Source organism: Paenibacillus sp. UMB4589-SE434, from assembly GCF_030226685.1.
GTDB lineage: Bacteria > Bacillota > Bacilli > Paenibacillales > Paenibacillaceae > Paenibacillus_B.
In genome coordinates this window covers 101,628-116,061 of record NZ_JASOYK010000005.1, presented here as the reverse complement: position 1 = coordinate 116,061, position 14,434 = coordinate 101,628, and the positions used below count along the sequence as shown (strand labels likewise).

11 protein-coding genes are annotated in these 14,434 nt (G+C 45.4%); 10 read left to right on the top strand and 1 reads right to left on the bottom strand.

Annotated features, from left to right (window positions below):
• The first annotated feature begins 254 nt into the window (after positions 1-254).
• From QP775_RS17915 to QP775_RS17880, 8 genes are all read left to right on the top strand, one after another.
• Positions 255-1,250 carry an amidase domain-containing protein gene (locus QP775_RS17915; protein ID WP_239329330.1) on the top strand — a complete coding sequence of 332 codons (996 nt, stop codon included), beginning with the start codon at positions 255-257 and terminating at the stop codon, positions 1,248-1,250.
• 103 nt (positions 1,251-1,353) lie between these two features.
• A complete protein-coding gene (locus QP775_RS17910; RefSeq protein WP_285108111.1) occupies positions 1,354-2,463 on the top strand; it encodes a D-alanine--D-alanine ligase in 1,110 nt (369 codons plus the stop codon).
• A gap of 248 nt (positions 2,464-2,711) precedes the next feature.
• Entirely contained in the window at positions 2,712-3,503 is a 792-nt protein-coding gene (locus tag QP775_RS17905; RefSeq protein ID WP_285108109.1) for a hypothetical protein, read from the top strand.
• Positions 3,504-3,776: 273 nt separating this feature from the next.
• On the top strand, positions 3,777-4,226 hold the full coding sequence (locus QP775_RS17900) for a hypothetical protein (protein WP_239329327.1): 450 nt from the start codon (positions 3,777-3,779) through the stop codon (positions 4,224-4,226).
• A gap of 446 nt (positions 4,227-4,672) precedes the next feature.
• The gene (locus tag QP775_RS17895) at positions 4,673-4,996 is read left to right on the top strand and encodes a hypothetical protein (protein ID WP_239329326.1); all 324 of its coding nucleotides are present in this window, start codon (positions 4,673-4,675) and stop codon (positions 4,994-4,996) included.
• Between the two features lie 463 nt (positions 4,997-5,459).
• Entirely contained in the window at positions 5,460-6,422 is a 963-nt protein-coding gene (locus QP775_RS17890) for an ABC transporter permease (RefSeq protein ID WP_285108106.1), read from the top strand.
• A 15-nt stretch (positions 6,423-6,437) separates the two neighbouring features.
• Positions 6,438-7,352 carry a carbohydrate ABC transporter permease gene (locus QP775_RS17885; RefSeq protein WP_285108104.1) on the top strand — a complete coding sequence of 305 codons (915 nt, stop codon included), beginning with the start codon at positions 6,438-6,440 and terminating at the stop codon, positions 7,350-7,352.
• A gap of 182 nt (positions 7,353-7,534) precedes the next feature.
• Positions 7,535-9,160, top strand: coding sequence for an extracellular solute-binding protein (locus QP775_RS17880; protein ID WP_239329322.1), 1,626 nt, complete (start codon positions 7,535-7,537; stop codon positions 9,158-9,160).
• Between the two features lie 123 nt (positions 9,161-9,283).
• Here the strand turns inward: QP775_RS17880 and QP775_RS17875 are convergent, their stop codons facing one another.
• The gene (locus tag QP775_RS17875) at positions 9,284-11,563 is read right to left on the bottom strand and encodes a helix-turn-helix domain-containing protein (RefSeq protein ID WP_285108100.1); all 2,280 of its coding nucleotides are present in this window, start codon (positions 11,561-11,563) and stop codon (positions 9,284-9,286) included.
• A gap of 284 nt (positions 11,564-11,847) precedes the next feature.
• Here QP775_RS17875 and QP775_RS17870 point away from each other — a divergent pair, with 284 nt between their 5' ends.
• Both QP775_RS17870 and QP775_RS17865 read left to right on the top strand, forming a co-directional pair.
• Positions 11,848-12,852: an asparaginase gene (locus QP775_RS17870; protein ID WP_285108099.1), complete on the top strand. Its 1,005-nt coding sequence runs from the start codon at positions 11,848-11,850 to the stop codon at positions 12,850-12,852.
• Positions 12,853-12,944: 92 nt separating this feature from the next.
• Positions 12,945-14,405, top strand: a complete 1,461-nt coding sequence (locus tag QP775_RS17865; protein WP_285108097.1) for a M17 family metallopeptidase — start codon at positions 12,945-12,947, stop codon at positions 14,403-14,405.
• Positions 14,406-14,434 lie beyond the last annotated feature (29 nt).

The window sequence follows — 14,434 nt, the reverse complement described above, 5'->3', positions numbered from 1 at the left end:
ACTCTCAGTATAGCGTTTATTAGAAATTTGGTAAAGGTTTTTTGCTGCAAAATAATGCCTAAATATTTGATTGTGGCTTAACATTCTGCCAACTTCATCATGACCTCATCATGCGATCTGCATGACCCGCATACAATGAACTAACTGATCAAGCTTAAGATGGGCATGCTCCTTATACTAAAGCGGTCCTGCCTGTCTAATTAAGAAAGGTTCTATTAATGAGACGCAAGACGCGGAACAAGGAGGCGTGAATGATGCGGCAGGCATGGAAAAATACGCTCTATTTATATGTAGACCAGCATAATCGGCATGAGGTGGACGATCGGCATCAGACACTCCATGCCCCAATTACCGATATGGACTACACACTGCGAATGAGTGAACGAAGCAGACGTTTAAAACTTTGGTATCGGGAACGCGACACTTCCCCTCTCAAAAGCCAAACCAAAGCGAAGCTGGTCCGAACTCGAGAGGGAGAGGGCGAAGTGACGGTAGATATGGAGTTCCATGTACAGCGAGAGGCAGAGCAGCAGGGAACAACATTTGTAGAAGAACGTATTGATCGAGAGCGAATCACACTGACGAGAGAGGGGGAAAGCTGGATTATCTCGCAGATTGATCATCCTCAGATAGAGCGGCATGTGCGCAATATACAACTGGGGACAGAACGTGAACAGGGGCAGTTATCACCTCCGCTGCCGTACTTGAATATGGATGTTCTAGGGTCCGTTAAGACGGTAAAATCTTCGCCTTACCTTAGGGAGAAGGCTGTTCAGTATGCTGAACAGTGGTGGAATGAGCCTAACCCGAGATTTTTGTCATTTGAGGTCGATTGCACCAATTATGTCTCCCAATGTCTCTTTGCAGGCGGGGCGCCTATGAACTATACTGGTAGGAGAGAATCGGGCTGGTGGTATAAAGGCATGGTGAATGGCAGTGAAGGCTGGAGCTACAGTTGGGCCGTATCGAACAGCATGGAGCGGCTTCTTACCTCCAGTACGACTGGGCTGCGGGCTGTGGCTGTTAAGCATGCTAGTGATCTGCAGTTGGGTGACGTCATTGCTTATGATTGGGATGGCGACGGCCACTACCAGCACAATACGATTGTGACCGCATTTGATAAGAATGGAATGCCGCTTGTTAACGCACATACGAACAACAGCAGGCACCGTTATTGGGATTATCAAGATTCCTATGCATGGACAGAAGCGACTCAGTATCGCTTTTTTCATATAACTGACTTCTTCTGACTGAACAGGCTGGACACGTTCCGATTAGCGGGCTGGTAGCGGGCAGGACGGATAGACGTCATAAGAGAGAACTATTGGCGCTACAGCGCTGACGGAGGGACTTATGGGACAACAAAGAGTAATGCGCGTCGGCATCGTGTACGGCGGCAAGTCGGGAGAGCATGAGGTATCATTATCGACTGCTTTTGCGGTTATGAATGCATTTGATTATGACAAATACGAACTTGTACCTTTCTTTATTACAAGGTCGGGCGAATGGCGCGTCGGCGAGCCGCGGCATGCACCATTTCAGGACATATCGGAACTCACGCTTCTTTCTTCGAGTGGTGGAACTGTACGAGCAATGGAACTGCTATTTGCGGGCTTGGATAGCAGCAGAGAAACGGCACCGAGCAAGACGCTTGATGTTATCTTCCCATTGCTGCATGGTACTAACGGAGAAGACGGTACGATTCAAGGCTTATTTGAGATGGCGAACCTGCCGTATGTAGGAGCAGGCGTGCTTGCTTCCTCTGTAGGGATGGACAAAGCCTTTATGAAGCAGGCATTTGCTCATGCCGATATTCCACAATGCAAGTACGTTCACTTTATTGTAAGCGAGTGGAAACGTGAGCGTGAACAGGTGCTGCTTCATACTGAAGCGGAGCTAGGCTATCCTTGCTTTGTTAAGCCAGCGAATCTGGGCTCATCGGTTGGTATATCCAAGGCTCGTAATCGCACGGAGTTAATTGCCTCCATTGAACTGGCCCTGCAATACGATCGCAAAGTGATTGTGGAGGAGTTCGTAGATGCACGAGAGATTGAAGTGAGTGTACTGGGCAACGACGAGCCTAAACCTTCTGTGCCAGGTGAGATTATTTCCGCACACGAATTTTACGATTATAAGGCAAAGTACACAGATGGCAAGTCCAGCATGGCGATTCCGGCGCCGATAGACAGTGAGCTGACGGAGCGTATTCGTGAGCTGGCAGTAAAGGCTTACCGTGCTATTGACGGTTCAGGCTTGGCGCGTATTGATTTCTTTGTACGCCGTTCGGATATGGAAGTATTTATTAATGAAGTAAATACGCTGCCTGGATTTACACCATTCAGCATGTATCCGCTTATGTGGAAAGAAACCGGCCTGCCTTACCAGGATTTGTTGGATCAATTGATCCAGCTTGCGCTTGATCGTTTTGAGGCGAAGCAGCAGCTTCATTATGAAAGTGTTTAATTTCTATTAACTGCACTTATTATACACACAATTAACAATAATACTCCTTATGTGGGCGACAAGCTGGATGAGTACAACCAGCATCCACATAAGGGGTATTTTTTATGCCCGTTTACTACGCTCTTGTGTACGTTAATGAAATTTAATTTTATACTCATGTTTTATTAAGAAGGCCGGCTAACGCTAATGCTATGCCGTGGTTAGATATTTCCATAACGCCATGAGTAAGTGATGCAGGAGGAATGAGAATGAACAAGTACGTGCGGTTGTTGTTGGTGGCTGCCTTAGTTAGTGTGCTGCTGCCTATTGATGCTTGGGCAAAGAATAGTACGCCAGAAGTAAACTTTGCCGAAGCTGCACAACCTTCTGACAAGGTGACCGATACAGAGCAGATGCACGGCGCCAGAAAGGTCAGAATGATGAACATCGATAAGGCATTCGTATCGCTTGGACTCGGTGAAGATGCAATGAAGAAAGCTATGTCCAAAGGCCAATCATTAGTCGAATACGCTGCTGCAAACGGCGTATCGCGCAGCCAACTTTTACAAGCACTGAGTGACCAGTTGGAGCGGCAGCTACAGCAGGAGCTGCAGCAGGGCACAATTACAAACGAGAAAGCGGCTCGAATTAAGGCATCTATGACAGCAAAGCTGGAACGGATGATTGATCGCAAACATAGTCTTGCAGAGTTGGCAAAGCGAGAAAGCAAACGGAAAATTTTTAAAGACTCCCTGCATGCTGTATTAGGACAGATTGGTCTTAGTCAGGCAGAGGTAAGAAAAGCAGCTGCAGCAGGACAGTCTCTTGGCGACATGGCGGCAGCTAAAGGAGTAAGCAAAAAGAAGCTTAGATTGCTGTTCAAATCGCAGGTTGAGCAGCGAGTTGAAGTAGAAGTAACGGGTGGCAAATTGACCGCGGAGGAAGGTGTACGGACCAAGGCAAGAATACTTTCACACATGGACAGATGGATTGAGGGGCATCACGATAATCGGGATGGCCAGCACGGACAGCCAATGAAGAAGGCGGAGCCTAATGCGTAAATAACGGATAACGATAACTTAACTTGCGTACAATGGAGAGCGTGAATTCTATCTGTTGTACGCTATTTTTATATGTTTTTAAGGTTGGACTCATGTTTAGTTAAGATGTGAACCATATACTTATTCTTATTCAGTGAAATATCTGAGCAGATCTTGGTTAACACGGTACGGCCCTATTTTCATTGGCATTGCCTATCAACTGAATGGATATTACCCTACCTTCATGGATCATAAGATAAACAATCGAAATATTAGCTGAGGAGGAAGTAAGTTATGACGAAATACGCTAGACTTATAGCCATTACGATTTTGTTAGGTATGATGATTCCAGCTAACGCTTATGCGGAGACAACTGCATCTACATTATCATTATCGAAAGATAAACCCACAATAAGAACAGGAACACCAAACCAGCGTACAGATTCAGCCCCAAGTAAGCAGCCTGCTGCAACGGTTAACGTCAGCAAACAGTTAATGATGCTTGGACTAGGACAGGATGCTTTACGTCAAGCCATTCAGAACGGAAAGTCATTAGGTGAGTATGCAAGCGATCAGGGGATTCAGCCAGATCAACTAACGCGAGCGATGACGTTAGAGATGGAGAATCAGCTTCATGAGCAAGTCCAGCATCATCAGCTGTCCACTGAGCAGACAGCCAAGCTTCAACAGCACATGACACAGCGTATTCAACGTCTAATTGATGCCAAGAGGCAGCAGCCATAAGTTGATCTAATAATGAGCGAGAGCGGCTTTCTACAAAATGGGATTAGGAAACTCAGTTCTAGTTAGTACAAACGTTGGATGCAAGTCACACTGTTTTTGTTTAGTACATGAGGCCAATGAATACACAGTGTTCTTCGCTGCTTGCCAGTTGGCAGCGGTTCACATAGATAACGAAGACGGCCGCGGCCGTCTTCGTTGCGTTAGGTCCAGTGCAACGTTCGGGTACAAGAGAAATGCTGATTTCTATTCGTTAAATGTAAGGCATATCTATATAACATCAGAAGTTTGTGTATATCTATTAGCTCAGACAGTGGCAGGTTGGTTCTAATCAGCGATGTTGGACAGAGCATCCCTTATTTCTTGAACGCAGGTAGCAGACGTTCGGTTTGCCTTCTTTTCTGTATTCATGGTTCAATAGAAAGAAGAACAGTAAAGGAGCGGTGAAGATGGGATTCTCTACGGAATTTAATTCTGTTTGTAAATTCAAGACTGATCAGGAATTGTACGAGTTGCTGGAGTATGGACGCGGCAAAATGAAAAAAACGGGACTGCGTATCTTCCCGACAGGCCAGAAAGTCATTGCCTATAGTTCTGCAAATGTGGCTGTTGCGATCGTAAAGATTGTGGCCTCGATTGCAGAGATTAATTTTCAAGGCGAAGAAGTAACAGAGGTGGAGATGGAACTGGTTCGGAAGTTAACGTCAGAAGAGTCCCATGTCCAGACCGCGCTGGCACACGAAATGTTTTTCGGCGAACCTAATCGCAAATAAATAATGTTCTTTTTAGCGTCAATTGTCACGAGGGATTGTGACAATTGACGCTTTTTGATGTGGCAAAAGCGAGTGCAAATTCGGCTTATTGACAACAAAATAAACACATTCAGCCTCAGAGGAAGCGTTGTCATTTGAGTGTTAAAAGTCCATAAAATCCTTATGTACCAAGGGTTATGGCTATCAAAAGCACGAAGCGAAAACGACATATTTACGTTGTGCAAAGAAGTGGCCTACAATTGTCAATGTAAGCGCTAGCAACGATGCGATCTTAAATAGCTTGACTGTTGAAAGCCGAGCAACAAGGTGTAGTTGATGGACATCGTTATTGAACATATCAACGATTTCACATCATGTTGTAACCGCTTTCTACAATGAAGGCTAGCTGCTTCCATTATAGATTGATGGAGAGATATACAGAGAAAAGAGAAAGCCTAACATTTGAAAGGAGGGAGTGGACACGATGCACGAGAACGCACAAGGAGCACTTTCAGCCAACGTGATTCAGAATCCAGGCAAGAACAACAAGACAGTGTGGAAGAGGATGCTTCAGAACTGGGAACTGTACTTATTTATAGCGCCGGCATTTCTGTACTTCCTTATTTTCCATTATGGTCCGATGTACGGCATTCAGATTGCTTTTAAGAACTTTATCCCAACGAAGGGAATCTGGGGTAGTCCATGGGTTGGATTCGACCACTTTACGCGATTTTTTGAATCGTATTACTTCTGGGATTTGTTGTGGAATACGCTCAGCATTAGTTTATACGAGTTAGCAATTGGGTTTCCACTGCCGATTATTTTGGCCTTAGCGTTTAATGAGGTAAAGGATGGCTTCTTCAAACGAAGCGTACAAACGATTACTTATGCACCACATTTCATTTCTGTCGTTGTTATGGCGGGAATTATTATCACATTTTTGTCGCCGTCTACTGGCATTATCAATCATATTATTCAGTTTTTAGGATTTGATCCTGTCAACTTTTTAACGGAACCGGCTTGGTTTAAAACCTTGTATGTGTTGTCGGGTGTTTGGCAAGGGACTGGGTGGGGAACGATTATTTATCTCGCTGCCTTATCGGGTGTTGATCCTCAGCTTCATGAAGCGGCAATTGTGGACGGTGCAAGCCGATTTAAACGGATTTTGCATATTAACATTCCTGCCATTACGCCTACGATTACGATTCTGCTTATTTTGAATATGGGCAGCATTCTAGGTGTAGGCTTTGAGAAAATTTTGCTTCTGCAAAACTCGCTTAATATGGGTGCATCTGACGTCATTTCCACCTTTGTGTACCGTTCCGGTCTTGTAGATGCACAGTACAGCTTCTCAACTGCAGTAGGATTGTTTAACTCAGTCGTAAACGCAATTTTGCTGATTACCGTTAACCAAATCGCACGACGCACCGGCAACAGCTTGTGGTAGAAGGAGGGTGGCTATATGGCAGCCGTAGCTGTAAAGGAATCAAGAGGAGATAAAATATTCGTTATATTAAACTACATTTACTTATCGATTGCACTTCTTGTCGTGTTGTATCCTGTACTGTATATCATAAGCGCGTCTATAAGTGATCCGAAGTATGTAAATTCAGGTGAAATGTGGCTGTTACCGAAAGGCATTACATTTGAAGGGTATCTAAGGGTATTTGAAAATTCAAAAATATGGTCTGGTTATGGAAATACGATTCTGTATACGACCGTAGGAACGTTAGTCAACTTGTTTGTGACCTTGCCAGCGGCTTACAGCTTAAGTCGAAGCGACTTCGTCGGACGTGGATTCTTTATGGGGATGTTTATGGTCACGATGTTCTTTGGCGGCGGTTTGGTACCAGGTTACCTGTTAGTCAAAAATTTAGGTATGATAAACAGCATGTGGGCACTTATTTTACCTGGTGCAGCTTCAGTGTGGAACATCATTGTGGCGAGAACGTTTTTCCAGTCGACTATACCAAAAGAGCTGCAAGAAGCGGCACATATTGACGGTTGTACCAATATGCGCTTATTCATTAAAATAGTACTCCCGCTGTCTGCGCCGATTATTGCCGTTATGGCTTTGTTCTACGGTGTAGGACACTGGAACAGTTACTTTAGTGCACTCATTTATTTGAACGAGGAATCAAAGTATCCACTGCAAATGATTCTGCGCCAAATTCTTGTTCTGCAAGAGATGTCGGCCGAAACAACCGGCGCTGCGATCAACGCATCGGTAGCTTCTGCACTGAATAATAAAGCGGATGCGGCATCACTCTTGAAATATGCGGTCATAATTGTATCAACCTTGCCGGTGGTAGCTGTCTATCCGTTCTTGCAGCGCTACTTCGTACAAGGGGTGATGATTGGATCTGTAAAAGGCTGATTTTACGGGTAAAGTTATCGATATCCTAACAGAAGTTCAGCCAACGCTGGTCTATGCATCATCGTCTGTAGGCAATTGTACTATTGAAATACGAGGCTAGGTAATAACGTAGGCCAGTGCCTATGATTATTATAAATGCTTGTCAATTGCAAGAAAGACCACACAAAAGGGAGGATCTTTACATGCCAAAAGGAAGCAATGCTGTCATGGGACACAAAAAGATATGGGCAATGTTATTATCCATGACTCTTCTTATCTCGTTATTGTCTGGCTGCGGCGGTTCATCCGACAAAGCTGCGGAGAATGGAAGCACAGGCAGTGAGGCAAGCGCCAATCTGAATATGGATGGCTTCCCAATCGTTAAGGAGCCAATCACGTTAACGATGATGGGGCAAGACGTAGGGATGCAGAACTGGCAGGACATGGAATTCTTCAAACAAATGCAAGAAAAAACAGGCATTAAGTTTGATTTCCGCAATGCGCCGCTAGACAGCTTTGATACGAAGCGCAACCTTGTATTTGCAAGTGGTGATTATCCTGACGTATTTTTCTCCGGTCAGTTGAAAGCAGCTGATGAAGTAAATTACGGTGGTCAAGGCGTACTCATTCCGCTCGAAGGGTTGATCGATAAGTACGCACCTAATCTGAAAAAGATACTGGATGAGCATCCTGACATCCGCAAGTCTATCACAACACCAGATGGTCACATTTACGCTTTGCCGAACATTGATCTTGATGCTGGCTGGTATCGTGGTCCAATCTGGTATAACGGGAAGTTCCTAAAAGCATTGGGCATGGATAAAGTGCCTTCCACCACGGAAGAATTGTATACCTATTTGAAACGAGTCAAAGATGAAGATCCGAATGGCAACGGTAAGAAAGATGAAATTCCATTTGTGTCCGTCAAGCTTGATGATGTGCGGATGTGGCTGCTAGGCTCATGGGGCATCTTTAATGAACAAATTTATGCAGACAGAGAAGATAAAGTGCACTACACGCCGATGGAACCTGGATACAAAGAATATCTCACATTCCTGAACCGTCTCTGGAACGACGGCTTGCTTGATAAAGAAACGTTCTCGCAAACGGACGAGCAGAAGAAAGCAAAAGGGAAAAACAACCAAGTGGCCTTATTCTCTGACTACCATGCTTACTTTACATTAGGTGGCGAGCCAAGCCAAGATGATCCAATGTATGCACCTGTAAAAAGTGAAGTAGTCGGTTCGCCAGTAGCTGCAAAGCACCCTGGACTTGTCAGAGGCGTATTTGCAATTACCAACAAGAACAAGCACCCGGAAGCAACGATGCGTTGGGTTGATTACCTTTACTCAACAGAAGGTGCGGACCTGATTAGCAGCGGACCAGAAGGCGTATTGTGGAAATATACGAATAAAGCTGATTTTACGAAAGAGAAGTTGGAAGTGCCTGGCGGTAAAGACCGTGAGGAATACCGTGCGACATTAACACCGGATTATGGTGTGGTACTGCCAAAAGTCAGCAATGAAGATACGAAGCGCGGCTTCGAAGACGACTTTGCACGTTGGTTGAAGAAAGAAACATCTGAGAAGATAGATCCAATTAGCAAAGTACCGTTCCCTAGTGTATATCTATCTCAGGATGAACAAAGCGAAGCATCGGCTAAGCTGTCCGATCTTGATACTTACGTCAAGCAAATGGAAGCAAAGTTTGTTACTGGGCAAGAGCCGCTCGCCAACTGGGATAAGTATCTCGAGACATGTAAGAAGATGGGCGGCGAACGCGTCGCTGAAATCTACCAAGCTGCATATGATCGTTGGAAGCAAGGATAAGTACAAGTTGGAAGTACATCTTTAAGCTTTCTTCACAAACTACCCCCTAGTTTGTTAAAGAATAAAATCCCCGGGATGAGCGTTCATCTCGGGGATTTGACTTAACAGATCATACATATCACGCTAGCAGTCTTCGACTGTGCTGGCAATCTCGTCGGAAGCAAAGAGCTTGCGGTATTGCCCAGGTGTGTGGCCTGTCTCTTTCTTGAACTTGCGGATAAAATTAGGCGTATCCAGATAACCGACACGGTTGATGATGTCCTTGAGTGAATCCGTAGTCGTCAACAATTGACGAATGACTTCCTCCATGCGCCTCTGCCAAATGTATTGAGAGAAGTTCGTACCGACCTTCTCCTTGAATGAGCGGCTGAAGTAGGAGGATGAAATCGCATACTTGACCGAGATCGTTTCCAGACTCAGTGTGTAGTCGGTGTAGTGCTCATCGATATATGCGACGATCTGATCCATTAAGGAACGTTCTTCTTTAACTGTTTTTTGTTCCACTTGCGAGCAGATTTGGGCCGCGAGCCGCAGCAGCTTCTGCTCCAATTCTTCCAGTGAATCAAAGGAAGTAACATTTGGCAGGTCCTGCACGACATCGTTGATGCCCATCTCCGAGGCTGTCTTCAGCATTGTGTTTAAAATATCAAAGCAGATGCAGCGCAGCAACGGTACAGTCAGTTTTTCGGTTTTTACGTTAGCAAGTGCATTTCCGACCATATGAATGGCAACATCGTGGCTGCCTTGTTTTAAGCTTTGGGCTAACTTCAGAAGCACATCCTTCGGTATCCAGAACGCATGATCCTGCGTATAGGAAAGCTTATCGAAGAAGGTGACACTGCCTTTGCCGTTGACCATACGGCATTCGAATGCAGATGAAGCTTCAATGTAGGACTGGTTTAATTGTTCCAATGTTGTGTAACAGGTGCCTACACCGATTGCAGGAATCAGATTGGAGCTTTCCATCACGCTGATGCGTAGTGCTTCAACGATCTGTTCCATACGTGTGTTCACCGGTATGGCCAGCTCAGTAGTAAAGCTGATGAGAAGAGCCAATTGGTCAGGCTGCGGCAGCTCGATGCCATAAGCATGGGCTTCATATTCTGGAATTTCTACTTCGGTCAGCAGTTCCATAATAACCTGTCGCTCATGAAGGTCGTCTTGAAGTCCTGGTGTCCCGTCCCATCCCATATGAATGACAAAGTGGTGGGAACGATCTAAATGGATACCGAGTTTGTCCATTAAATCTGGATTCAGGCTGCTCGAATTACCATGTTTCAACATCATAAACAAAAATTGATTGCGAGCGTACGGTTCTTGAATGTCAACACGAGAGCTATAGTCGTGCAGCGTTTTTTGAATCCATTCCAACTCATTGCTCGTCGGAGAAGTAATTTCGGATACTGATTCCGTGTTCAACTTGGCGAACTGCATCAGATTAAATATCGGATGATATTGCCTTCTAGCCAGCATAATGGCAATAACAGTGCCTGCAAGCACGACAATACAGAACACATACACAATGATCGTCTGGATATGGAAAATGCGACTGAAAAACTGGGCGCTCGGCATGGATGTCACATAAGTCCAGCCATTTACCTCCGACTTGATCGAGACGACAGAATGCTGTTCATGGTTCAGCATCATGCTGTGAATGCCAGGGCCAAGTGCAGATAGCAGCTTAATATCCTGTTTGGAATTCAAGGTACCATGATTGTTAGCGGCCAAAACCTGACCGTTTGTATCAAAGATGTAGCTGTTGCCTTGAAAATTATCCAAGATGGACTCAATCAGGTCTGTAAGCATAGACTCATTTATCCAATACATGATAGTGCCGTGTGGATAAGGACTATTGGGAGTTATCGGTACCAAATAAGCAAGCTTGGATTCCTGCACCGAGTTCCGATTTACCAATTCCGCTGGACGCATCGTTGGAACATTCATATTGTTTAAGTCTTGAACGAATACTTCCTTCGTCCAATTGTGGAACATATAAGACTTGGTGAATACGTCCAGGTCTGTTAAACCCTGAGATGAATAGATGACTTTGTCTCCTCTAAAATAGAGGAACAGTTCGTCGATGATAGCACTTGTCACTTTGTATTTATCTAGAGCGCTAATCGCGTCTCTGCTGAAATAAGGATGATGAACCTGATAAGAGCTTAACTGTTCATCAAAAGCGATACGTGTCGCAATGTTCTGAAGCTCTTTCATCCGATCGTCGATTGACTTTTTAGCTTGAGTTAATTGGTTCACATTTGTTTGTTCGATCTCGGAACGGAGGTTGTTGACAGCATTTTGATATATAAAGACAGTCAGGATTACCAACGGGATGAGACAGATCGACAAATAAGAAATAATATACTTGAGCAGAAGCTTGGACTTAAAGTGATTCCATTTCATTTGGCGCCTCCTGTAAGTCTTTGTGTATTCGGTTCCATTCTATTCATGAAAACGCATTCCTTAATGAAAATATTAGGGTAGCGCGTGCGATAAATCAATGAATTTTAATTTTTGGTCGTGAAAATAGATCAGAAGATTCATTTTTGAAAGGCACATTTAGTAGACAGGCAGGAAAATATTTAGGCAATAAGGAATTGTTGTACAACTATAAAAGATTGGATGAACATTCCAGACTCAGATTCGCGCCGAAGTAGAGGAACAAAAAAGATGGAGGTGTCGCAAGCATGAAGGCATTTACAGAGTTAGTAAAAGAGTATCGTGCAGATGTGCTGGAAAATGTGCATTACGGTGCAGTTTGCATAGTTAATGAACGTGGAGAAGTTGTCTACCAGGCGGGCGATCCTGACCATGTCGTATTTTTGAGGTCAGCAGCCAAACCATTCCAGGCGATCCCCGTCATGAAGCGAAGGATTGAACAGGTATATGGCCTGACGGGAGAAGAGGCCTCTCTATTTGCGGCCTCACACAGAGGAGAGGCCTTTCATATTGCGGCATTGGAGTCGATCGCACGAAAGACGGGCATATCGGAAGAGCAGCTATATTGCTGCCCTTCGCTTCCCCTTAACGAACAAGCAAAGGCGGAACGAATTCAACGCGGCGAGACGAAGCGCCGTATTTTTCACAACTGCTCAGGTAAGCATATGGGACTCCTTGCGCTGTGTAAACATATGGATTGGGACGAGAAGTCTTATTACAAGCCGGAGCATCCTGTTCAGCAAGAGATTCTATCGGTGATTGCTGCAATGACAGAGGTTCCTAAGGAGCGGATAGCGGTTGGCATAGACGGTTGTGGTTTACCGATTCATGCTGTTCCGCTGCACACGATTGGCCGCGCTTATTTGAAACTTGCTTGTCCTGACTTGATTCATGAACATAATATCCGCGGGGCCGCGGAGCGGATAGCCACACTGATGAACGAATATCCGACTATGATTGCGGATACTCACTTTGTTTGTTCGGCGCTTTTGAAGGATGCAAATATTTCGGCGAAGGGCGGAGCAAAGGGAGTATACGGCATCGGCTTGAGAAAAGAACGGCTTGGTATCGCTTTAAAGGTATCCGATGGATCAGAGCAGGTATGGCCATGTATAATCGCTTCAATTCTAGAACGGATTGGCTATGATAATTCAGATACGATTGCTAGGCTGTACGAAATTGTTCCTAATACCATCTACAATGATGGCGGCTTGATTGTGGGTGAACGAGAAGCGGTGTTTGAATGGGTGTAAGAGGCGTGCACAATCAGCAGTATACAGGCACTGCTGTATCGTGATATGGGATGCCGAATGGACTTCGATTGAACAATTGGGAGGAAGACCGAATGATTGTAGTTGCAGAGAGATGCCGTGATGCTGCAGTTGTACAGCTATATATACATGATGACAGCGAAGATTTCCATTTGCCACTTCCAGCGGGGAAGTTGAGGGTGGGAGATCATTTGTTGTTCTACAGTCGTTCCGCTGAGGAGCCGACCATAATGGTCATTTACATGGGCAATCGAAGAGTGTGCACAAGCGAAACGGTGAAGCGGGCTGCCAGTTCGGCTGCACGTAAGCTTCAGGTAGAAGGATTTGCGAGCGCTTATCTGATGCCAGTATCAGCACGTATAAGAACATTATTTGGGATACCAGCGGAAGACTGGCTGACAGCTTGGGCCGAAGGCTGGCTCCTTGGAAACTATCAATTTCATCAGTACAAGACAGCAACACCAGAACCTCAGCCTGTGTATTTACAGGTAGACACCGGATCGTTCTCGACATTGTCCGTACAAGTGATGGAGCAAGCGGTGCATACAGCCAAAATTCGTGCCCAAGGTAATATCTTGGCGCGTAACCTCGTAAATGAACCTGCAAACACGCTATTTCCCGGGGAATTTGTCGAGCGCATCGTGTCGCATTTCAACGCTGCTGAGGGTGTGCAAACCTGTGTGTATCAAGGAGAAGAACTGGTTCAACACCAGATGAACGGCTTAATTGCAGTTGGTGCAGGAAGCGCCCACCAGCCAGTAATGCTCCAAGTTCGTTATACAACGGCTCCGGAACTGCCGCTGCTTGCACTGGTTGGCAAAGGAATCACATTTGACATGGGTGGTATGAACATCAAGAATGGCAACGATATTAGCGATGCGCGAATGGATATGGGGGGAGCAGCCGCTGTAATTGGTGCATTAGACATTATCGTATCGAAGAAGCTCAAAGTAAATATAGTGGCGTTAATTCCAATCGCGGAAAATGTGCCTGACGCCAAAGCGATGTTGCCCTCTTCAATTATACATTATCCGAATAACATGACGGTGCAGGTAGGCAATACAGATGGCGAAGGGCGGCTCATACTCGCAGATGCATTGCTGCATGCAGAGCGACTGGGAGCGAAGCAAGTTATCGACATTGCGACGCTGACAGGTAATGTTGGCGCTGCGCTAGGACTTGGAATCGCGGGGATATGGGGCGATGAACAAATGAGCGCGTACTTGGTAGAAGCAGGTGAGAAGTGTGGAGAAAGATTATGGCCGATGCCATTAATGGACGAATACGAATGTTATTTGCACAGCGACTATGCGGATATAAACAATACAAGCTCATTGCCATTGGCGGGGGCGATAACAGCTGCGTTGTTTTTACGCCGATTTGTAGCTGAGGATATGACATGGACGCACATTGATATGGCAGGCACATCCCAGTACAAATCAGAGACCGCTTATGCTGCTGCAGGGGCAAGTGGGTATGGCGCTTGTTTGTTGGCGGACTATGTAGCAGCGAGGGCTAGTTGTCGCGGGAAATAGAGTGTGAACAGCACCAAGACTAGTAACAA

What these genes read in the sequence shown, in the direction of transcription:
- QP775_RS17915 (WP_239329330.1), top strand. Translation starts at nt 255, where the DNA reads ATGCGGCAGGCATGGAAAAATACGCTCTATTTATATGTAGACCAGCAT.
- QP775_RS17910 (WP_285108111.1), top strand. Translation starts at nt 1,354, where the DNA reads ATGGGACAACAAAGAGTAATGCGCGTCGGCATCGTGTACGGCGGCAAG.
- QP775_RS17905 (WP_285108109.1), top strand. Translation starts at nt 2,712, where the DNA reads ATGAACAAGTACGTGCGGTTGTTGTTGGTGGCTGCCTTAGTTAGTGTG.
- QP775_RS17900 (WP_239329327.1), top strand. Translation starts at nt 3,777, where the DNA reads ATGACGAAATACGCTAGACTTATAGCCATTACGATTTTGTTAGGTATG.
- QP775_RS17895 (WP_239329326.1), top strand. Translation starts at nt 4,673, where the DNA reads ATGGGATTCTCTACGGAATTTAATTCTGTTTGTAAATTCAAGACTGAT.
- QP775_RS17890 (WP_285108106.1), top strand. Translation starts at nt 5,460, where the DNA reads ATGCACGAGAACGCACAAGGAGCACTTTCAGCCAACGTGATTCAGAAT.
- QP775_RS17885 (WP_285108104.1), top strand. Translation starts at nt 6,438, where the DNA reads ATGGCAGCCGTAGCTGTAAAGGAATCAAGAGGAGATAAAATATTCGTT.
- QP775_RS17880 (WP_239329322.1), top strand. Translation starts at nt 7,535, where the DNA reads ATGCCAAAAGGAAGCAATGCTGTCATGGGACACAAAAAGATATGGGCA.
- QP775_RS17875 (WP_285108100.1), bottom strand. Translation starts at nt 11,563, where the DNA reads ATGAAATGGAATCACTTTAAGTCCAAGCTTCTGCTCAAGTATATTATT.
- QP775_RS17870 (WP_285108099.1), top strand. Translation starts at nt 11,848, where the DNA reads ATGAAGGCATTTACAGAGTTAGTAAAAGAGTATCGTGCAGATGTGCTG.
- QP775_RS17865 (WP_285108097.1), top strand. Translation starts at nt 12,945, where the DNA reads ATGATTGTAGTTGCAGAGAGATGCCGTGATGCTGCAGTTGTACAGCTA.